At 73.1% G+C, this 19,260-nt stretch carries 18 protein-coding genes; 8 read left to right on the top strand and 10 right to left on the bottom strand.

Features of this window, described 5'->3' with window-relative positions; all coding sequences use genetic code 11:
* The first annotated feature begins 19 nt into the window (after positions 1 to 19).
* Positions 20 to 268 (top strand): type B 50S ribosomal protein L31, encoded by a 249-nt coding sequence (locus tag ACFVN5_RS09260; RefSeq protein ID WP_376954735.1) that lies wholly within the window; start codon positions 20 to 22, stop codon positions 266 to 268.
* Between the two features lie 84 nt (positions 269 to 352).
* Here ACFVN5_RS09260 and ACFVN5_RS09255 read toward each other — a convergent pair whose 3' ends face one another.
* Positions 353 to 823, bottom strand: coding sequence for a hypothetical protein (locus ACFVN5_RS09255; RefSeq protein ID WP_376954734.1), 471 nt, complete (start codon positions 821 to 823; stop codon positions 353 to 355).
* A gap of 193 nt (positions 824 to 1,016) precedes the next feature.
* Positions 1,017 to 1,823, bottom strand: coding sequence for an exonuclease domain-containing protein (locus ACFVN5_RS09250; RefSeq protein ID WP_376954733.1), 807 nt, complete (start codon positions 1,821 to 1,823; stop codon positions 1,017 to 1,019).
* Positions 1,824 to 1,934: 111 nt separating this feature from the next.
* On the opposite strand from ACFVN5_RS09250, the gene ACFVN5_RS09245 reads away from it, so the two are divergent.
* Both ACFVN5_RS09245 and ACFVN5_RS09240 read left to right on the top strand, forming a co-directional pair.
* Positions 1,935 to 2,828 carry an alpha/beta fold hydrolase gene (locus tag ACFVN5_RS09245; RefSeq protein WP_376954731.1) on the top strand — a complete coding sequence of 298 codons (894 nt, stop codon included), beginning with the start codon at positions 1,935 to 1,937 and terminating at the stop codon, positions 2,826 to 2,828.
* Positions 2,825 to 3,925 carry a glycosyltransferase family 4 protein gene (locus ACFVN5_RS09240; RefSeq protein WP_376954730.1) on the top strand — a complete coding sequence of 367 codons (1,101 nt, stop codon included), beginning with the start codon at positions 2,825 to 2,827 and terminating at the stop codon, positions 3,923 to 3,925. Before ACFVN5_RS09245 ends, ACFVN5_RS09240 begins: the two co-directional genes overlap by 4 nt.
* Before the next feature lie 39 nt (positions 3,926 to 3,964).
* Here ACFVN5_RS09240 and ACFVN5_RS09235 read toward each other — a convergent pair whose 3' ends face one another.
* Positions 3,965 to 4,573 (bottom strand): histidine phosphatase family protein, encoded by a 609-nt coding sequence (locus ACFVN5_RS09235; protein WP_376954729.1) that lies wholly within the window; start codon positions 4,571 to 4,573, stop codon positions 3,965 to 3,967.
* A 79-nt stretch (positions 4,574 to 4,652) separates the two neighbouring features.
* A complete protein-coding gene (locus ACFVN5_RS09230) occupies positions 4,653 to 5,474 on the bottom strand; it encodes an NAD-dependent protein deacetylase (protein ID WP_376955634.1) in 822 nt (273 codons plus the stop codon).
* 112 nt (positions 5,475 to 5,586) lie between these two features.
* On the opposite strand from ACFVN5_RS09230, the gene ACFVN5_RS09225 reads away from it, so the two are divergent.
* Positions 5,587 to 6,390, top strand: a complete 804-nt coding sequence (locus tag ACFVN5_RS09225; protein WP_376954728.1) for a TrmH family RNA methyltransferase — start codon at positions 5,587 to 5,589, stop codon at positions 6,388 to 6,390.
* A 118-nt stretch (positions 6,391 to 6,508) separates the two neighbouring features.
* Here the strand turns inward: ACFVN5_RS09225 and ACFVN5_RS09220 are convergent, their stop codons facing one another.
* Positions 6,509 to 6,760 (bottom strand): DUF4242 domain-containing protein, encoded by a 252-nt coding sequence (locus ACFVN5_RS09220; protein WP_376954727.1) that lies wholly within the window; start codon positions 6,758 to 6,760, stop codon positions 6,509 to 6,511.
* 215 nt (positions 6,761 to 6,975) lie between these two features.
* Positions 6,976 to 9,570, bottom strand: a complete 2,595-nt coding sequence (locus ACFVN5_RS09215; RefSeq protein ID WP_376955633.1) for an ATP-binding protein — start codon at positions 9,568 to 9,570, stop codon at positions 6,976 to 6,978.
* 104 nt (positions 9,571 to 9,674) lie between these two features.
* On the opposite strand from ACFVN5_RS09215, the gene ACFVN5_RS09210 reads away from it, so the two are divergent.
* Positions 9,675 to 10,964, top strand: coding sequence for a D-alanyl-D-alanine carboxypeptidase family protein (locus ACFVN5_RS09210; protein WP_376954726.1), 1,290 nt, complete (start codon positions 9,675 to 9,677; stop codon positions 10,962 to 10,964).
* Positions 10,965 to 10,970: 6 nt separating this feature from the next.
* Here the strand turns inward: ACFVN5_RS09210 and ACFVN5_RS09205 are convergent, their stop codons facing one another.
* Positions 10,971 to 11,756: an SGNH/GDSL hydrolase family protein gene (locus ACFVN5_RS09205; RefSeq protein ID WP_376954725.1), complete on the bottom strand. Its 786-nt coding sequence runs from the start codon at positions 11,754 to 11,756 to the stop codon at positions 10,971 to 10,973.
* Between the two features lie 108 nt (positions 11,757 to 11,864).
* On the opposite strand from ACFVN5_RS09205, the gene ACFVN5_RS09200 reads away from it, so the two are divergent.
* Together ACFVN5_RS09200 and ACFVN5_RS09195 are read left to right on the top strand one after the other, a co-directional pair.
* Complete coding sequence (locus tag ACFVN5_RS09200) at positions 11,865 to 13,670, top strand: DEAD/DEAH box helicase (RefSeq protein WP_376954723.1); 1,806 nt, start codon at positions 11,865 to 11,867, stop codon at positions 13,668 to 13,670.
* 90 nt (positions 13,671 to 13,760) lie between these two features.
* Complete coding sequence (locus ACFVN5_RS09195) at positions 13,761 to 15,188, top strand: DHA2 family efflux MFS transporter permease subunit (RefSeq protein WP_376954722.1); 1,428 nt, start codon at positions 13,761 to 13,763, stop codon at positions 15,186 to 15,188.
* Between the two features lie 22 nt (positions 15,189 to 15,210).
* Here ACFVN5_RS09195 and ACFVN5_RS09190 read toward each other — a convergent pair whose 3' ends face one another.
* The gene (locus ACFVN5_RS09190) at positions 15,211 to 16,437 is read right to left on the bottom strand and encodes a trans-sulfuration enzyme family protein (RefSeq protein ID WP_376954720.1); all 1,227 of its coding nucleotides are present in this window, start codon (positions 16,435 to 16,437) and stop codon (positions 15,211 to 15,213) included.
* Between the two features lie 110 nt (positions 16,438 to 16,547).
* Between ACFVN5_RS09190 and ACFVN5_RS09185 the strand changes: the two genes are divergently transcribed.
* On the top strand, positions 16,548 to 17,024 hold the full coding sequence (locus tag ACFVN5_RS09185; RefSeq protein ID WP_376954718.1) for an Lrp/AsnC family transcriptional regulator: 477 nt from the start codon (positions 16,548 to 16,550) through the stop codon (positions 17,022 to 17,024).
* A gap of 41 nt (positions 17,025 to 17,065) precedes the next feature.
* Here ACFVN5_RS09185 and ACFVN5_RS09180 read toward each other — a convergent pair whose 3' ends face one another.
* Entirely contained in the window at positions 17,066 to 18,160 is a 1,095-nt protein-coding gene (locus ACFVN5_RS09180) for a VIT1/CCC1 family protein (protein WP_376954717.1), read from the bottom strand.
* Between the two features lie 227 nt (positions 18,161 to 18,387).
* Positions 18,388 to 19,260 carry a DUF3097 domain-containing protein gene (locus ACFVN5_RS09175; protein WP_376954716.1) on the bottom strand — a complete coding sequence of 291 codons (873 nt, stop codon included), beginning with the start codon at positions 19,258 to 19,260 and terminating at the stop codon, positions 18,388 to 18,390.

The raw sequence follows: 19,260 nt of genomic DNA, 5'->3' as shown, positions 1-19,260 counted from the left end.
GATCAACAAGGAAGTCTCCATGAAGACCGACATCCACCCCGAGTACAACGCGATCGTCTTCCGCGACCTCGCTTCGGGCGCCACGTTCCTCACCCGCTCGACCGCGACGAGCGACAAGACCATCGAGCTCGACGGTGTCACCTACCCGGTCATCGACGTCGAGATCTCGTCGGAGTCGCACCCGTTCTACACGGGCAAGCAGCGCATCATGGACTCGGCCGGCCGCGTCGAGAAGTTCAACCAGCGCTTCAAGAACTTCGGCAAGTAGTCCTGCCGACCGGAAGGGCGGGCGACTCAGGTCGCCCGCACTTCCGCATGCCCGGCGCAGATCACGTGCGGAGGGCCGACGGGATCAGGTCCCGTCCTCGGAGTCCTGCGACGGCACCCAGTAGGCGATCAGCGCGTCGCGCCGACGCTGGCGGTCGGCGGCCCATTCGGCACGGATCCGATCGAGCTCGGCCGGATCGAGGGCGAGCACCAGGGTGTCGAAGTCGGCGAGCGCGTCCGCCGGCTCCGATCGCGCGATCGCCTCGACGTCGAGGCGCTGCGTCCAGCGCGTCGCGGTGAGCGACCCCCACGTGGCCGCCGCCGTCTGTGGCCAGACTCCGCGGGCGTCGCGCAGGATCGCCGCGGCATCCCGACGCACGTTCGCTGCGAGGAGCAGGCACGCGGTGCACGCCGGAGCGGCCTCGGTCGTGGCGCTCTCGGCGTCGAACTCCTCGGGCGTCGGCGGACGGAGCTCCGCGGGGCGACTGCTCAGATCGCACAGCGAGCGCCCGTCGAGGAGCCAGACGTGCCGCAGGATCGGCTCGGAATCGGTCATGCCCGGAGCCTACGACCTCAGGGCGCGGCGGCAACCGCCTTGCGGACGCACCACGCGGTGTGGTGCAGCGAACGCAGGAAGAATGGGCCGACACGCCGCGACCGCGTCGGGAACACGCCGCGCCCCGACTGGTTCTTCCTGCATTCGTCCCGAGATGAGTGTTCCGAGAATCGAGAACAATCGAGAACACGCGTCAGAAGAGCATGTCGTCGGAACCGGGCGGCAGCGGTGCCTCGACGGTGGTCGGAGCATCGGGCGTCAGGGTCGCGACCGGCGCGACGAGGAGCACGGTGGCCGCGCGACGCACGGGCCACGAGCCCGACGTCGTGAACGTCGGCTCGCCGTTCGCCCGGCGATAGGCCTGGTAGCTCTCGGCCTGCTCGCGGCACCAGTCGACCTGCCGGTCGTGCAGGTCGCCGACGGCGAGTGCCGCGAGCTCGGGGAAGGTGCGCGCGATGGCCTGCGCCACCCGGCCGGCGGCGACCGCGTCGGCGCCCGCGTCGTGCGCGTCGAGGAGGGGCACGCCGTAGTGCGCGGCGGCGGCCGTGAGCGTGCGCTTGCCGCGGCGATAGCGGTCGACGGCCTTGTCGATCACGAGAGGATCGACGACGGGACCCGGTCCGGGCAGCGGCGCGTGCCCGTACCGCTCGGCCTCGCGCTCGAGCACGGTGAGGTCGTAGGCGGCGTTGTAGGCGACGATCGGCAGGCCGCGGCTCGCGGCATCCGTCAACGCGGCGATGATCTCGGCGACGGCCGTGACCGCCGACTGGCCTTCGAGGCGGGCGCGCTCGGTCGTGATGCCGTGGATGAGCGACGCGGCGGTGGGGATCTCGACCCCGGGATCGACGAGCCATTCCTCCTGCTCGAGCACCCCGCCGTCGGACCCGATGACGCCCACGTGGGCCGACACGATGCGGCACGTGTCGACGTCGATGCCCGTGGTCTCGAGGTCGAAGACGGCGAGGGTGTCGGCCCAGCGGGCGCTGCTCGAGGCATCCATGGTGGAAGGCTATGGGCGCCCACCCACGGACCCGGGGGAGCGCGCCGCGTGTGTCGCGAGCGCTGTGGAGGCCGGGCGTTCGCCCAGCCCCCGCGCCGTAGAATGTGCGGGATGATCGCCTCCCCGTACGACGAGCAGCTCGCTCGCATCCCCGTCAGCGAGCACCGCGTCGACGTCGACGGCACCGAGACCGCGTGGTGGGAGTACGGCCCGGCGGATGCCCCGGTGCTCGTGCTCGTGCACGGCTTCCGCGGCGACCACCACGGCCTCGAGCCCGTGGTCGCGCAGCTGCCGGGGTTCCGTTTCATCTCGCCCGACCTGCCGGGGTTCGGCGCGTCCGCGACCTTCGCCGACCGCCCGCACGACATCGACGCCTACGCCGACTGGCTCGCGGCGTTCATCGACGCCGTCGGCATCACGGGTCCCTACGCGCTGCTCGGCCACTCGTTCGGGTCGATCGTCTCGTCCGCCGCGGTCGCCCGGGGGCTGCGGCCCGAGCGGCTCGTGCTCGTCAACCCGATCGGCGCGCCCGCGCTCGAGGGCCCGCGCGGGGTCATGACGCGGCTCGCCGTGGGCTACTACCGCGCCGCGGCCGCGCTGCCCGAGAAGGCGGGCTTCGCGCTGCTGCGCAACGGCGCGATCGTGCGCGTCATGAGCGTGACCATGGCCAAGACGCGGTCCAAGTCGCTCCGCCGCTGGATCCACGACCAGCACGACCGCTACTTCTCGGCGTTCGGCGACCGCGACGCCGTGCTCGAGGCGTTCCGCGCGTCGGTCAGCCACGACGTGAGCGAGTACGCGCACGACATCGACGTGCCGACCCTGCTCGTCGCCGCAGAGCGCGACGACGTCACGCCGCTGGAGGAGCAGCACCGACTCGTGAGCCTGTTCCCCGACGCGACGCTCGAGGTGATCCCCGAGGTCGGGCACCTCATCCACTACGAGACGCCCGGCGACGCCGCGGCGCGCATCCTGCGGTTCCTCCGCTCGGGAGCGCACGCGTGAGGATCGTCGTCGACTGCCGGTACGTGCGCATCGGGCACCACGACGGCATCAGCCGCTTCACGGCGGGCATCGTCACGGAGCTCGCGAAGCGGCATCCGCTCACCATGCTCGTCAGCGACCACCGCCAACTCGAAATGCTGCCGGCGCTGCCGTGGCAGCTCGTGAGCTCGCCCACGAGCCCGCGCGAGCCGTTCGTGGCGCAGCAGGTCAAGCAGCTGCGGCCCGACATCGTCTTCACTCCGATGCAGACCATGGGCTCCTGGGGCCGCGACTACAAGCTGCTGCTGACGCTGCACGACCTCATCTACTACGAGAACCGCACGCCGCCGCGCGACCTCCCGTGGTTCGTGCGCATCCTGTGGCGGCTGTACCACCTGGCCTGGTGGCCCCAGCGGATGCTGCTGAACCGGGGCGACGCGGTCGTCACCGTGTCGCAGACCACCGCCGGCCTCATCCGGGAGCACCACCTCACCGACCGGCCCGTCACGGTGGTGTCCAACGCCGCCGACGACCTCGGAACGCCCGCGCTGCCGCGCGTCCGTCCCGAGGGTCACCGGCTCGTGTACATGGGCTCCTACATGCCGTACAAGAACGTCGACACGCTCGTGCGCGCGGTCGCGGCGCTGCCCGACCACGAGCTGCACCTCGCGAGCCGCATCGGCCGCGGCGAGCGCGAGCGACTCACCCGGCTCGCGCCGCAGGCCCGCCTCGTCTTCCACGACGGCGTCACGGATGCCGAGTACGCGGAGCTGCTGTCGGGTGCGACAGCGCTCGTGCACGCGTCCCGCGCCGAGGGCTTCGGCATCCCGCTCGTCGAGGCGATGCGACTGGGCACTCCCGTCGTCGTGAGCGACATCCCGATCTTCCGGGAGATCGGCGGCGACGCCGCCCTCTACTTCGACTCCGAGAACCCCGAGGCGCTCGTCGCCGCGCTGTGGTCGCTCGAACGGCCGGGGGAGTGGGAGCGGCGCTCCGCGGCATCCGTCGACGTCGCCGCCCGCTTCACCTGGGCGAAGTCGGCCGAGCAGCTGCTCGAGCTCATGCGCCGCACGGTGGCGCCGGGCACGCGGCGTCGTCGCGCCGGGCGTCGTCGCTGACGCGGTGTTCTCGCCGGGGCGCTGCCGCGCGCCGGCGGATCAGCCGTCCGTGCCCGTGAGCGTCTCGGGTGCCACGAGCTCGAGCCGACCGTCGGTGACGGTCACGAGGTGCACCGACCCGTTCCCGATGAGGTAGCCCGCTCCGGGCAGGCGCCAGTCGCTCAGGTGCTGGATGAGGGAGTGGATGACGCCGCCGTGGGTCACGACCACGACCGCGCCGCCGGGGTGCGCCGCGGCGATGTCCACGAGCGCCGCCGAGGCCCGCGCGACGACGGCCGAGCGGGTCTCGAGGCCGTCGATCGTCGCCGCCTGCGCCTCGACGGCTGCTCGACCGTGGTGGTCGAGGCCCTCGAGCACCCCGTAGCTGCGCTCGGCGAGCGCGTCCACGATATCGGGGCGCGGCAGCCCGAGCCGCTCGGCGATGAGCTCGGCGGTCTCCGACGCGCGGGACAACCCGCTCGAGTACACCGCGTCCCATCGCTCCGTCGCGAGTCGCTCGGCGGTCGCGATGCCCTGCGCTCGGCCGGCCTCGTTCAACGGGATGTCGGTGCGGCCCTGGATGCGCCCCGCGCGGTTCCACTCCGTCTCGCCGTGGCGGACGAGGGCGATGAGCACGGGCGTCGCCGGCAGGGCGGTGGCATCGGTCATCGGACCACTCTGGCAGATCGGCGGGCGCGGTCCGACCGTGCTGCGGCGGCACTCGTCGCGGGCGCGGTGGGCGTCGCCGTCAGCCGAGCAGTGCCTCGGCCATCGCGACGAGGGTCTCGCTCGTGCCGGCGTCGATCTTCACGGCGGCGCGGCTGTCGCCCTTCGTGATGCCGCGGTTCACGACGATGATCGGCATCCGGCGGCGGCGGGCGAGCTCGAGGAGCCGGACGCCCGAGTTCACGACGAGCGACGACCCGGCCACGAGCAGCGTGTCGGCCGCCTGCACGAGCGATGCGGCCGCCTGGTAGGTGTCGGCCGGCACGAACTCGCCGAAGAACACGACGTCGGGTTTCAGGATGCCGCCGCAGACCGTGCACGCCGGGATGACCATCGCGTCGACGTCGTCGACCTCCACGTCGCCGTCGGGCGCTATGCGGATCGCGACGTCGAGGTCGATCGCCGGGTTCAGCTCGGCGAGCCGGTCGGCGATGGCCTGGCGGGCGTAGTGCTGCCCGCACGTGAGGCAGAGCACGCGGTCCATGCCGCCGTGCAGCTCGACGACGTGTCGGCTGCCGGCGCGGCGGTGCAGGCCGTCGACGTTCTGCGTCACGATGCCAGGCACGACGCCACCGGCCTCGAGGTCGGCCAGCGCGACGTGGCCGACGTTGGGCTGGGCGGCGCCGAAGTTGCGCCAGCCGAGGTGGCTGCCCGCCCAGTAGCGCTTGCGTGCGGCCTCGGAGGACAGGAACGCCTGGAACGTCATGGGCGTGCGAACAGGGGCGCCCTCGCCGCGGTAGTCGGGGATGCCGGAGTCTGTGGACACGCCCGCACCCGTGAGCACCGCGACCCGCGCGCCGCGCATCAGGCCGACGGCCGCATCGAGCAGCTCGTCGGTCAGCATCGGGGCTTCGAGGCCAGGCGCCACCGTGTCTCCCTTCGACGGTGGTCCGATTCTAGACGCGTCGGTTTTCGGGATTGTTTCCGGCGCTGGCAGGCTGGAGGGGAGGAGGACCATGCACATCGAACGCGTCCGCGACGCGGCATCCGACGCCGTCGCCGACTACGCCGGGCTGACCGACGTGGCGCTGCGCAGCGCCCACGAGCCCGCCAACGGCCTCTACATCGCCGAGTCCGCGAAGGTCATCCGCCGCGCCATCGGCGCCGGGCACCGTCCGCGATCGGTGCTCATGGAGGAGAAGTGGCTGCCGGGGCTCGAGGCGGTGCTCGATCCGTTCGACATCCCCGTGCACCTGGCCGAGCCCGAGCAGCTCGAGGCGATCACGGGGTACCGCGTGCACCGCGGCGCCCTCGCCGCGTTCGAACGTCCGCGGCTGCCCGAGCCCGGCGAGCTGCTCGCGAGCGCGCGGCGGGTGGTCGTGCTCGAGGACATCGTCGACCACACGAACGTCGGCGCGATCTTCCGCTCGGTCGCCGCGCTGGGCGCCGACGCGGTGCTCGTCACGCCCCGGTGCGCCGACCCCCTCTACCGGCGCAGCGTCCGCGTGAGCATGGGCACCGTGTTCCAGGTGCCGTGGACCCGGCTGCCCGAGTGGCCCGAGGCGGCACGGATGCTGCAGTCCCACGGGTTCTCGACGGCCGCGCTCGCCCTGGCCGACGACGCCGTGTCCCTCCGCGACCTCGCGGCGGATCCGCCCGAGCGGCTCGCGCTCGTGTTCGGCGCGGAGGGCGACGGGCTGAGCGCTCGTGCGCTCGAGGCGGCCGACCGCGTCGTGACGATCCCCATGGCGCACGGCGTCGACTCGCTCAACGTCGCGGCGGCCGCGGCCGTGGTGCTCTACGCGCTCGCGGTCGACTGAGGCGTCACCGCCGCAGCCGTCGTCGTGCCGGCGTTCGCCGTCGCGTGACGCGGAACGGGGTCGGTGCGGCCACTGCCGCACCGACCCCGTGTGGGGTCCCGGGTCGAGTCCGTGGGGGCTAGACGCCCTCCTTCACCGAGTACACCTCGTCGGCGACGAGCCCGTGCGCCTGCTCGTGCACGTCGTTGACCGCCTCCGCGCTGGGTGCGTCGACGAGGCAGAAGATCCGCCCCTCCGACTCGGCGACCCAGTAGCGGAGGAACTGCACGTCGTGGGGCGCCTGGGCGCGCAGGTCGGCGGCGTGCGCCTGGGCGACGTCGTCCATCGCGACGGACTCGGACAGGGCGTGGACATCCATGTAGAGCGGCATCGTGTTCTCCTTCGAGTGGTGGTCGTGGTGCCGGAACCCAGTCCACCGCGGACGCGCGATCGCGGGATCCGCGCCCGCTACCCAGATTTTCCTGCTCGGCCACCCAGGTTCGATGCTCGAGGTCGGACGGGAGCATCTCGATACGCGTCCGCCTTCGGCGCTCGCTACTCGATGACCGGGGCTGGGCGGCCGCGGGGCTCGACGACGACGCCGCGTCAGGCGCTCTCGACGAGCCCGGTGGCGCGAGCGGCCTCGACGGCTTCCTGCCGCGAGGCCACCGCGAGCTTCGCGAGCACCGAGGAGACGTGGTGCTCGACGGTCCGCACCGACAGCACGAGCCGGTCGGCGATCTCCTCGTTGCTCAGCGACTCCGCGAGGAGCTCGAGGACCTCCTGCTCGCGACGGGTGAGTCCCGCGGCGTTGGCCCGCGTTGCCGTGCGGGAGCCCACCGGGATCGACCGGATCCCGAGCGACCGCATGCGCCGGCGGACGGCGGTGATCGCCGCGACCGCGCCCAGCCGGTCGAGGCGCGCGACGGCGTCGCGGAGGTCGGCCTCGTCGTCGGACCACGCGAGCACCAGCGCGGCCTCGTAGGGGCAGCCGAGCGCGTCCCACGCGGCCACCGCCTCGTCGAGGCGTCCGTCGACCTCGGCGCGGAACGGCGGCCGCAGGGGAGCGAGCAGCGAGAGCTCGGTGCCGAGGAGCCGTCGCGCCCACACGGCGAGCGGGCCGGCGTCGCCCGGCGAGAGCCGGTGCTCGTACTGCAGCACCGCCTCGAGCTCGGCGCGGGCGCTCGCCTCGTCGCCGTCGAGCCAGTGCACCTCCGCACGCGCCACGGCGTTCGGCACGAGATATTGCGGCTCGCCGATGCCCCGGACGTCGTCGCGCACGCCGTCGAGCGCGGGCCACACGTTCGCGTCGCCGCGGCGGGCCCGCAGGAGGACCCACGTCTCGAGCGCCTGGATGCGGTTCCACACGGACAGCTGCGAGCCCAGCACCTCGTCGCAGAGCTCGAACGCCTCGGGCCAGCGCCCGGTGAGCTCGAGGGCGTCGCAGCGCTCTCGCCGGAGGCACCAGCCCCAGAACGCCAGGTCGAGGCGGTCGCAGTACTCGCTGCCCTCGAGGAACACCCGGTCGGCGTCGTCGAAGCGGAGGTCGTCGAGGAGCAGCTCGTGCAGGTTGGAGAACGCGCGTCCGGCCTGCGGGCCGAGGCCGTGGTCGAGGGCCACCCGCACGGCGCGCTCGATCTCGGCGATGCCCGGCAGGCCGAGGGCGTTCACCGAGCATCCGCGGCTGTTGAGCGCATCGCTCAGCACGTCGGGGAGGTCGCGCCGCTCGGCGAGGTCGATCGCGCGGTCGGCGAGGGCGACCGCGTCCTCGTCGAGGTTGTCCATCATGCGGTTGCCTGCGAGGTTGCACAGCGCCCTCGCGAGCTCGTCGGACTCGCCGAGCGGCTCGAGCAGCGCGACCGCGCGTTCGAGCGCGGCGGTGCCCTCGTCGCCGCGAGCCACCCGCTGGAGGATCCCGCCGAGCTCGGAGAGCGCCGCCCCCTCGCCGAGCACGTCGCCGAGCTCGTGGCGGAGCTCGATGGCCTGGGAGATCGCCTCGAGCGCCCGCTCGCCGAGGTCGACGAGCGCCGCCTCGGTGCCGAGCGCGTGCAGGAGATCGGCCAGCTCGCGACGCGAGGATCGGTCGGCGTGGGCGACGGCACGTTCGTACTGGGCGACCGCCTCGCGGTGCGAGCCGAGCCCGGCGGCCTCGCGCGCCGCCCGCACGGCGAACCCGAGCGCCGCCTCGGCATCGCCGGCGCCGTCGGCGTGGAACGCGAGGCGCGCGGCATCCGTGACGCCGTCGTCGACCAGCACGTCGAGGATGCGCCGGTGCAGGGCCACGCGGCGGTGCGGCGGGATCGCGTCGTCGACGGCGAGGCGCGCGAGCTCGTGCCGGAACGCGAACCACTCGCCGTCGGAGCGCACGATCCCGCAGACGAGCATCTCGTCGATGTCCGCGGGACCGGCCGCCGTGACCTCGGCGAGGAGCGTCGGGCTCACCCGCCGGCCGAGCAGGGCCGCGGTGTCGAGGACGTCACGTGCCCGCTCGTGGAGCGCGGCCGCGCGCGCGAGCACCACGTCGCGGACCGACGGCTGGAGCACCTCGGCGGGCGTGTGCAGCACCTCGGTGGCGAAGTACGGATTGCCGCCCGTGAGCTCGAGGAGCGCGTCGGGATCCACGCCCGTGCCCGCGGCGAGCGCGGTGAGGCCGGGGAGCGAGAGCGGCAGCAGGCCGATCCGCCGGGTGCTGCGCTGGGCCGTGAGCTCGCCGATGGCGGACCGCAGCTCGTGGTCGGGCGCGAGCGCGTCGTCGCGATAGGTGGCGATGACCATCGCCCGCCGGTCGCGCAGCCGGCGCCCGAGGAAGCGGAGCAGGTCGAGCGTCGCCTCGTCGGCCCAGTGCACGTCCTCCACGACGAGCACGACCGGCGGATCCTCGGTGCCGCGGCGGGGAAGGCGCTCGAGCACGGCGTCGAAGAGCACCTCTCTGGGGGCTCCCGAGCGGCTGAGGCGCTCCAGGTCGTCGTCGAGGTCGCCCGCGAGGTCGAGCAGCGGCCCGAGCGGACGCGGGGTCGAGAGTCCGTCGCACGCGCCCCACGCCCAGCGCGCGGCATCCGATCGGGCCTCGAAGGCCTCGACGAGCGACGACTTGCCGACGCCCGCCTCGCCGGAGACGAGCACCATGCGCCCGCGCCCGGCGGCCGACTCGTCGGCGTAGTCGCGCAGCGCCGCGAGCTGCGCCTCCCGCTCCAGCAGCATCACGCCGTCGAGGCTAGACCTCCCGCGCGTGGCACGGCGGCCCCCGACCGAGGGACACCCGCGCCATTCCGGGGATCACCAGCCTCCACGGTTAAGCTCGTTGCGTGCCTTCCCCTGCCCTGAACGACGTCGATGCGCGTCGCCCGAGCGCCGCGGTCTACCGCCGGCGTCGCATCGTCGTGTTCGGCGTGCTCGCGCTCGTGGTCGCGCTGCTCACGACCGGAGGGGTGTACACCGCCGGCGCGCTCGGGGCACCCGTCCCGGCGGCCCAGCCCGCGGTCACCGATCCCGAGCCGGTCGCGGCCGCCCCGCAGGCGCTCGTGCTGCCCGGGTTCGGCACGTACGCAGTCGCGGCGGTGGGCTACGACGGGCTGCTCGCGGCGGGCAACGAGCAGGCGCCGATGGCGACGGCGAGCATCACGAAGGTGATCACGGCGCTCGTCGTGCTGGAGGAGCATCCGATCGCGGCCGGCGAGGGCGGCCCCGAGATCACCTACACCGACGCCGACGTCGACATCTACTGGGACATGATCGCCCAGAACGGCTCCGTCGCGCCGGTGCAGGCGGGCGCGACGCTGACCCTGCGCGAGAGCCTCGAGGCGATGCTGCTGCCGTCGGGCAACAACTACGCCATCTCGATCGCGAACTGGGCGTTCGGCTCGGTCGACGCCTTCCTCGAGCGGGCAGGCACCTGGCTCGACGCGCACGGGCTCGCGAACACGCGCATCGCCGACTCCAGCGGCCTGTCGCTCGACAACGTGAGCACCGCGGCCGACCTGGTGCAGCTCGGCGAGCTCGCGCTCGAGGACCCGGTGCTCGCCGAGATCGTCGCGACGCAGTCCGTCGACATCCCCGAGCTCGGCACGCTGAAGAACGGCAACAAGCTGCTTGGCACGCACGGCGTCGACGGCATCAAGACGGGCACGACGGATGACGCGGCCAACCTGCTGTTCTCGGCGGACTTCGCCGTGGGCGCGTCTTCCATCACGGTCGTGGGCGTGCTGCTCGGAGGCGAGACGCACGCCGTGCTGAACGACGCGATCGCCGCGCTCCTCGACTCCATCGCGCCCGGCTTCCACGAGGTGGCGCCGCTCGAGGCGAACGAGGCCCTCGCGACCTACGACACCGCGTGGGGCGACACCGCCCGCGCGCGCACGACGAGCGGGGCATCCGTCATCGTGTGGAACGACACGCCCGTCGACGTGGAGGTGCACGCCGACCCGGTGACGCTCGCCGGCCGTGGCGACGAGGTGGGCACGGCCGTCGTGCACGCCGGCACGCAGGAGATCACGGTGCCGCTCGTGCTCGACGCGTCCATCACCGACCCCGGCGCCTGGTGGCGGCTCACGCACCCGGGCGCGCTCGAGCCGGCGAGGCCGACGACGGCCGGTTGACGCGACTCAGTCGGGCAGGGTGTACGGCCCGGCATCCGGCCGCTTGGCGGAGATGAGGTCGCCCGACGACTGGTGCCGCACACGGCGGAGCACCCACGGCACGAGGTACTCGCGTGCCCACGCGAGGTCTTCGACGCGGGCCTGCCGCCAGGTGCCCTGCGGCAGCGGCTCGGGCTTCATGGGCTCGAGGTCGTTCTCGACGTTGAGCGACGCGAGCACCATGCGCGCGACCGTGTGGTGTCCGAGTGAGTTGAGGTGGAGGCGGTCGGGCGCCCACATGCGCTGGTCCTGGATCTCGGCGAGCGCCCACTGGTCGGCGACGATGCAGTCGTGCTTCGCGGCGATCGAGCGCAGGTTCTCGTTGTAGATCGCGACCTTGCCGCGGATGCCGCGGAAGACGGGGGAGAAGCCCACGTCGACGCCGGTGAACAGCACGATGGTCGCGTGGTCGCGGGAGAGCCGCTCGATCGCGTACTCGAACCGCGCCGCGATCTCGTCGGGGTCGGTGCCGGGCCGGATGACGTCGTTGCCGCCCGCGGAGATCGTGACGAGGTCGGGCCGCAGCGCCAGCGCCGGCTCGAGCTGCTCGTCGACGATCTGCTGGATGAGCCTGCCCCGCACGGCGAGGTTCGCGTACGCGAAGTCCTCGGTGCCCTGCGAGAGCACCTCGGCGACGCGGTCGGCCCAGCCGCGGTTCCCGCCCGGCACCGTGGGCTCGGGGTCGCCGATGCCCTCGGTGAAGGAGTCGCCGAGGGCGACGTAGCGGGACCACGGATGCTGCTGCTTGACCATGCCTCCATTGTGCCAACGGCGTCCGACGCGGTCGGTCACCGTGCCCGGCTGGTCGGTCGAGGGGGCCGGTTCGGGGGATGTCGGGGCCCTCCGCTACGCTCGGATCCAGTGAGCACAGCGACCCCCTCCGGCAACCTGCCGGGCACCTCGGCCGCCGAGCACCTCTCCCCGTCCTTCCCCGAGCGCGCCGCCTGGGGCACCGCGAGCAAGCTGCGCGCCTGGCAGGCCGAAGCCCTCGAGCAGTACCTCGCCGAGCTGCCGCGCGACTTCCTCGCGGCCGCGACGCCGGGCGCCGGCAAGACGACCTTCGCCCTGCGCCTCGCCGCCGAGCTGCGGCACCGCCGCATCATCGACCGCATCACCGTGGTCGCGCCGACCGACCACCTCAAACGCCAGTGGGCGGATGCCGCGGCGCGCGCCGGCATCCGACTCGACCCCGGGTTCCGCAACGCCCACGGCCAGACCGCACGCCACTTCCACGGCGTCGCGGTCACCTACGCGCAGGTCGCGATGCGCCCGGCGCTGCACCGCGAGCTCACGATCTCGGGGCGCACCCTCGTGATCCTCGACGAGGTGCACCACGGCGGCGACGCCCTCTCATGGGGCGACGCGATCCGCGAGGCGTTCGAGCCCGCGACGAAGCGGCTGTCGCTCACGGGCACGCCGTTCCGGTCCGACACGGCGCCCATCCCGTTCGTGCGGTACGAGCCCGACGCGAAGGGCATCCGGCTCTCGCAGACGGACTACGACTACGGCTACGGTCGGGCGCTGGCCGACGGCGTCGTGCGGCCCGTCATCTTCATGGTCTACGCCGGCCACATGCGGTGGCGCACGAAGGCCGGCGACGAGATGGAGGCGCGGCTCGGCGAGGACAACACGAAGGACATCACCTCGTCGGCGTGGCGCACCGCGCTCGAGCCGACGGGGGAGTGGATCCCGGCCGTGCTCGCATCGGCCGACCGCCGCCTCACCGAGGTCCGCCAGTCGATCCCCGACGCCGGCGGGCTCGTCATCGCGACCGACCAGACCGTCGCGCGGGCGTACGCGCAGATCCTCGAGGGCATCTGCGGCGAGCCCGTCACGGTCGTGCTCTCCGACGAGAAGGAGGCGAGCGCGCGCATCGAGGAGTTCTCGGGCAACGCGCGACGGTGGATGGTCGCGGTGCGCATGGTCTCCGAGGGCGTCGACGTGCCGCGCCTCGCCGTCGGGGTCTACGCGACGAGCGCCTCGACGCCGCTGTTCTTCGCGCAGGCGATCGGCCGCTTCGTGCGCGCCCGGCGCCGCGGCGAGACCGCGTCCGTGTTCCTGCCGAACGTGCCCGTGCTCATGGAGCTCGCGGCCCTGCTCGAGCTCGAGCGCGACCATGCGCTCGACCGCCGTGATGGCGATGGCGACGACGACGGCCTCGACGACAGCCTGCTCGAGTCGGCGAACCGCGAGGACCGTGCCTCGGAGGAACTCGGGCTCGGCACCTGGCAGGCGATCGCGTCGGATGCCGCGTTCGATCGCGTCGTCTTCGACGGCACCGAGTTCGGCACCCTCGCCGAGCCCGGCAGCGACGAGGAGTTCGACTTCATCGGCATCCCGGGACTTCTGGAGCCCGAGCAGGTCGCCGAGCTGCTTCGGCATCGGCAGGCCAGGCAGGCGCGCCGCGCGGGGGACCGACGCCGCCACGTGGCCGAGTCCGAGGCATCCGCCGACCCCGAGCCCGTCGCGCTCTACCGCACGCTCAAGGAGCAGCGGTCGCTGCTCAACTCCCTCGTCGGCCTCTACGCGCGACAGACCGGCACTGCGCACTCGCTCGTGCACGGCGAGCTGCGCCGCGCGTGCGGCGGCCCCGACGTCGCGCACGCGACGGTGACCCAGCTGCAGGCGCGCATCGAGCTGCTGCGCAAGCGGCTCGGCGGGCGCTGAGCGTGCACGTCCGAAGCGGCTCGGCGACGGCCTGAGCGCACGGGCTCGAGGGGCTCGGCGGACGTCGGCGGGGTGTGCCACCATGGGCGAGTGGACCGCCGCACCCGTGTGCTCATCGTCGCCATCGTCGTCTCGTTCATCGCGTTCCTCGACGGCGCGGTCATCAACGTCGCGCTGCCGTCGCTCGCCGCCGAGCTCGGGGGCGGCCTCGCGCTGCAGCAGTGGGCGGTCGACGCGTACCTGCTCACGCTCGGCGCGTTCATCCTGCTCGCGGGGTCGCTGTCCGACTCCTTCGGCCGGCTGCGCATCATCCGCATCGGGCTCTACGGCTTCGCCGTCACCTCGGTCATCTGCGCGATCGCGCCGAGCGGCATCGTCTTCATCATAGGCCGCGCCCTCCAGGGCGCGGCGGGCGCGCTGCTCGTGCCGAGCTCCCTCGCAATCATCATCGCGACCTTCTCGAAGTCCGAGCAGGGCCGCGCGATCGGGCAGTGGACCGCGTGGACGACGAGCGCCTTCCTCATCGGACCGCTCTTCGGCGGTCTCCTCGTCGACCTCGTGTCGTGGCGGCTCGTGTTCTGGATCAACGTCGTGCCGATCGCCGTCGTGCTCGTGATGATGCGGGCCCTGGGTCGCGACGAGCCGAACCCCGACCGCGAGCCGATCGACTGGGTCGGCGCCGCGCTCGGCATCGTGGGCCTCGGCGGCACGGTGTTCGCCCTCATCGAGCAGGGGCGGTTCGGGTGGGGTTCGCCCGTGGTCTGGGTCCCGCTCGTCGTCGGACTCGTCGCGCTCGTGGCGTTCGTGCTGTGGGAGCGCCGGTCGCGGCATCCGATGCTGCCGCTCTCGCTGTTCCAGGCGCGCAACTTCGCCTGGGGCAACGTCGCCACCCTCTTCATCTACGCCGCGTTCTCGCTCGGCCCCTTCGCGCTGACGATCTTCCTGCAGCAGTTCGCAGGGTTCTCGGCTACCATGGCCGGGCTCGCTACCCTGCCGCCCACGATCATGCTCGTGCTGTTCGGCTCCCGGTTCGGCACGCTCTCGACGCGCTACGGCCCGCGCATCTTCATGACCGTCGGGCCGCTCGTCGTCGGGGTCGGCTACCTGCTCACCGTCATGGTGCAGGAGGAGCTGAACTACTGGCTGCACCTCCTGCCCGGCATCCTGCTCATGGGGCTCGGCATGGCCATCACGGTGGCGCCGCTCACCGCCGCGATCCTCGGCGCGGTCGACCCCGCCCGCGCGGGCATCGGCTCCGCGGTCAACAACGCCGTGGCCCGCATCGCCGGACTCGTCGCCATCGCGAGCATCGGGGTGATCGTCGGCACGCAGCTCGACGTCGTCGGCTACCGCCGCGCCGCCGTCGCCACGGCGGTGTTCCTCGTCATCGGCGGCATCGTGTCGTGGCTCGGCATCCGGAACCCCGCGCCGTCCCCGGATGCGACAGGAGCGACGCCGCCGGCCGCCGATGCGCGGTCGACCGGTTCGACGCATGTGCCGCCGCACGCCGCGGACTGATCGCGGCGTGCGGCGTCGGCGCTCAGGCGAGCGACGCGTCGGCGTGCTCGGCGACCGCGAGCCCGCCGTGCTCCGCCGCGGCGTCGAGCGCCGCCATGAGGTCGGCCGTGAGGTCGTCGACGTGCTCGAGCCCGATCGAGAGGCGCACGACGGCCGCGTTCGGCTTCGCGTCGCCCGCGACCGGCCGGTGCGTCAACGACGCCGGGTGCTGCACCAGCGTGTCCACGCCGCCGAGCGAGACCGCGTGCGTGGCGAGCTCGCACGACTCCGTGAAGCGCGCCGCGGCGTCGTAGCCGCCCGCGAGCTCGATCGCGATGATCGACCCCGGACCCGAGAGCTGGGTGCCGACCAGGCCCTGCGGGTCCTGCCCGGGCAGCCCGGGGTAGCGCACGCGCGCCACCGCGGGGTGCGCAATCAGGCGCTCGGCGAGCACCCGTGCCGTCTCCTGCTGGGCACGGACGCGCACGGGCAGCGTGCGGAGGCCGCGGTGCAGCAGGTACGCCGCCATCGGGTGCAGGAGGCCGCCAGTGAGCGCGCGCACGCGACGGAGTCGCTCGACCCACTCGCGGTCGCCCGCGACGACGCCGCCCATGACATCGCCGTGTCCGCCGAGGTACTTCGTGGCGCTGTGCAGCACGAGCGTGGCGCCGTGCTCGGCCGGACGCTGCAGCACAGGGGTCGCGAACGTGTTGTCGACGAGCACGGGCACGTCGCCCGCGGCATCCGTCACGCGGCGCAGGTCGAGCAGCTCGAGCGTCGGGTTCGCAGGCGTCTCGACGATGACGAGCCCGGTGTCGGCCTCGATCGCGGCGGCGACGCCCTCGGCGTCGGTCCAGGTGACCCGGGTGCCGAGCAGGCCGCTCTCGAGCACGTGGTCGGTGCCGCCGTAGAGCGGGCGCACGGCGACGACGTGCGGCTTGCCGGCGGATGCCGTCGCGATGAGCGTCGCCGCGAGCGCCGCCATGCCGCTCGCGAACGCGACCGCGCCCTCGGTGCCCTCGAGGCCCGCGAGGGACTCCTCGAAGCGCGCGACGCCGGGCTGCCAGAGGCGCTGGTAGACGGCGGAGCGGCCGTCGCCGAGGTCGTGGCCGGTGGCGAGCTCCTCGTAGGAGAGGCCGCCGGTCTCGACCGAGCCGAGCGGATTCGTGGTGGAGAAGTCGATGACTGGGACGTGTGAACCGCTCGCCCGGACCCCGTCCATGCCGCCGTGCACGGCGCGGGTCTCGAACTGCGACGACGATGTCTGCATGCCTCGAATGAAGCAGGATCTGTGACAATTCGCAAACACGGATGCATGATCATCGCGATAGACTCGTAGCACCGAAGAATCTTCACGACACTCCGATAGGAGCCGAACCCATGGCGCAGAAACCCGAACTCGACCGCGTCGACCGTGCGCTGCTGCGCGCGCTCTCGGCGAATGCGAGGGCCTCGGGCGCCGCCCTCGCCGCCGAGGTCGGCGTCGCCGAGTCCACCGTATCGCTCCGGCTCCGCCGACTGCAGAGTCTCGGGACGGTCCGCGGCTACCACGTCGATGTCGACCTGGCCTCGCTCGGGGTGTCGCTGCAGGCGCTGATCGCGATACGCCTCGTGAAGCACGACCGCAGCGAGATCGACGCGTTCCGCGCCCAGGTGCCGCACCTGCCGGGCGTGCTCGGCGTGTTCCACATGGCGGGCGCCGAGGACTACCTGCTGCACGTGGCCGCACGCGACGCCGAGGAGCTCCGCGAGTTCGTGCTCGCGCACCTCACGGGGCATCCGGCCGTGGCGCACACCGAGACGAACCTCATCTTCGAGCACGTCGACGGCGACGGCTGGAACCGCCTCGTCGGCTAGGCCTCGGGTCCGGCTCCGGCCCGGCCCGGCCCGGGTCCGGGTCAGCCGATCGTCGCGCCGAACGCCAGGCCCAGCACGTACGTGACCGCGGCTGCGCCGAGGCCGATCGCGAGCTGGCGGAACGCGCGCTTCATCGGCGACGCGCCCGACAGCAGGCCGACGGTCGCGCCGGTCGCGAGGAGCGCGATGCTCACGAGCACGGTCGCCGTGATGATCGCAGCCGTGCCGCTGAGGCCGAGGATCCAGGGCAGCACCGGGATCAAGGCGCCGGACGCGAAGAAGAGGAAGCTCGAGATCGCGGCCGACATGCCCGTGCCGACGGCCTCGTCGTCGTGCGTCGCCGAGACGGCCAGCGCATCGGTCGGCGCCGCGAGCTGCTCGGCCGCGCGCACGCGGGCCATCACGAGCGCCGCGTGGTCGCGGGCGTCCTCCTCCTCCATGCCGCGCGCACGATAGACGAGGGCGAGCTCGTTGGCGTCGAGGTCGAGGTCGACGAGTGCCTCACGCGCGGTCGGGTCGGGGGCGGATGCCTCGAGCAGCTCGCGCTGCGACCGCACCGACACGTACTCGCCGGCACCCATCGAGAGCGCACCCGCGAGCAGTCCCGCGATGCCGGTGAACAGCACCACGGACGCCGGAACTCCCGTCGCGCCGATGCCGAGCACGAGCGCGAGGTTCGAGACGAGGCCGTCGTTCGCGCCGAACACCGCCGCGCGGAACGTGCCGGCGAGTCGGCGTCGACCGCGCGCGGCGAGCCCGCGCACGACCTCACCGTGGATGCGCTCGTCGGCGGCCATGGCGGCGGTCGCGTCGGGGTCGGTGGCATAGGGAGAGCGGGCCTCGGCGCGCTGGGCGAGCGCGAGCACGAAGATCGAGCCGAACCGGCGGGCGAGGCCGCCGAGCATCCGTGTCCGCAGATCGGCGCGGGGCACGCCGGAGTCGTCGCCGTCGAGCAGCCGGAGCCAGTGCGCCTCGTGCCGACCCTCGGCGGCCGCCAGCGCCAGGAGGATCTCCCGCTCCTCGCCATCGCGTCGTGCGGCGAGCTCGCGGTAGACGGCCGCCTCAGCCCGCTCGTCCGCGAGGTAGCGCCGCCAGCGTGCCCGGTCCGCCGCCGTTCCCGGCCGTTCGTCCGTCATGTGCTCCACATCCCATCGGGGAGCCGACGTCCGTCGCTCCCGCTCCGTCACGTCCTCGCCGCTCGCGCGGCCTCAGCCACGATATCGGCGCGCCGGGCGCCAACCGGCCGAACAGCCCGGATTGGCAGCATTTCGGAGCGCCGAACGGGTTTCGGGGAGCCGAAGGTCGCGCGGCCGCGCCACGGCTCGCTGGACGCCGCGAGCAGGGGCGCTCTACGTGCGCCGGCTCAGCCCTCCGCGGGGGCCGTCACGAAGTCGATGAGCTCCTCGACACGACCGAGGAGTGCGGGCTCGAGGTCGCCGTAGCCGCGCACGCGACCGAGGATGTGCTGCCAGGCCCGCGCGATGTCGGCCTGCTCGGCATGCGGCCAGCCGAACGCCTCGCACACGCCGTGCTTCCACTCGGTGCCGCGCGGGATGACCGGCCACGCGTCGCGGCCGAGGCGGGCGGGCTTCACGGCCTGCCAGACGTCGATGAACGGATGCCCCACCACGAGCACGTGCCGGCCATGCGGGCCGCGCGCGACCGCGCCGGCGATGCGCTGCTCCTTCGATCCCGCCACAAGGTGGTCGACGAGGATGCCGGCGCGGCGGCCGGGACCCGGACGGAACTCGTCGAGCTGTGCGGCGAGCACGTCCACGCCCTCGAGGTACTCGACCACGACGCCCTCGATGCGCAGGTCTGCGCCCCAGACCTTCTCGACGAGCTCGGCGTCGTGGCGGCCCTCGACGAAGATGCGGCTCGGCAGGGCGACGCGGGCGGGCGCCTGCTCGACGGCGAACGAGCCCGACGCGGTGCGGAGCCTCCCGGTCGGCGCCTTCGGCGTCGGGAACACGAGCTGCACGGCCTCGCCGTCGACGAGGAAGCCGTGCCCGAGCGGGAACAGGCGCTTCGCGCCGAACCGGTCCTCGAGCGTGACGTGCCGCTTGTCGACCGCGACGACGGCCCCGCAGAACCCGTCGGCGGCGAGCTCGACCACGAGGTCGCGCTCGGCCTCGACCGTCGGGATCGTACGGCGACCGCGAGCGCGCCAGTCGCCCGCGAGCACGTCGGTACCGTAGCGATCGGGTCCGTTCGGGTCGTGGGTCGGGTTCGGCAC

The organism is Agromyces sp. NPDC057865, from assembly GCF_042796995.1.
In the GTDB taxonomy this organism is placed as follows: Bacteria; Actinomycetota; Actinomycetes; order Actinomycetales; family Microbacteriaceae; genus Agromyces.
The sequence above is the reverse complement of the archived record's forward strand: the minus strand, read 5'-3'. Positions and strand labels throughout refer to the sequence as shown.

Excerpts from the sequence above, each read along its gene's own strand:
- ACFVN5_RS09250 (WP_376954733.1), bottom strand. The coding sequence starts at position 1,823 with ATGGATGCCTCGAGCAGCGCCCGCTGGGCCGACACCCTCGCCGTCTTC.
- ACFVN5_RS09215 (WP_376955633.1), bottom strand. The coding sequence starts at position 9,570 with ATGCTGCTGGAGCGGGAGGCGCAGCTCGCGGCGCTGCGCGACTACGCC.
- ACFVN5_RS09220 (WP_376954727.1), bottom strand. The coding sequence starts at position 6,760 with ATGCCGCTCTACATGGATGTCCACGCCCTGTCCGAGTCCGTCGCGATG.
- ACFVN5_RS09230 (WP_376955634.1), bottom strand. The coding sequence starts at position 5,474 with ATGCTGACCGACGAGCTGCTCGATGCGGCCGTCGGCCTGATGCGCGGC.
- ACFVN5_RS09225 (WP_376954728.1), top strand. The coding sequence starts at position 5,587 with ATGCACATCGAACGCGTCCGCGACGCGGCATCCGACGCCGTCGCCGAC.
- ACFVN5_RS09255 (WP_376954734.1), bottom strand. The coding sequence starts at position 823 with ATGACCGATTCCGAGCCGATCCTGCGGCACGTCTGGCTCCTCGACGGG.
- ACFVN5_RS09190 (WP_376954720.1), bottom strand. The coding sequence starts at position 16,437 with ATGCAGACATCGTCGTCGCAGTTCGAGACCCGCGCCGTGCACGGCGGC.
- ACFVN5_RS09180 (WP_376954717.1), bottom strand. The coding sequence starts at position 18,160 with ATGACGGACGAACGGCCGGGAACGGCGGCGGACCGGGCACGCTGGCGG.
- ACFVN5_RS09235 (WP_376954729.1), bottom strand. The coding sequence starts at position 4,573 with ATGACCGATGCCACCGCCCTGCCGGCGACGCCCGTGCTCATCGCCCTC.
- ACFVN5_RS09245 (WP_376954731.1), top strand. The coding sequence starts at position 1,935 with ATGATCGCCTCCCCGTACGACGAGCAGCTCGCTCGCATCCCCGTCAGC.
- ACFVN5_RS09205 (WP_376954725.1), bottom strand. The coding sequence starts at position 11,756 with ATGGTCAAGCAGCAGCATCCGTGGTCCCGCTACGTCGCCCTCGGCGAC.
- ACFVN5_RS09260 (WP_376954735.1), top strand. The coding sequence starts at position 20 with ATGAAGACCGACATCCACCCCGAGTACAACGCGATCGTCTTCCGCGAC.
- ACFVN5_RS09185 (WP_376954718.1), top strand. The coding sequence starts at position 16,548 with ATGGCGCAGAAACCCGAACTCGACCGCGTCGACCGTGCGCTGCTGCGC.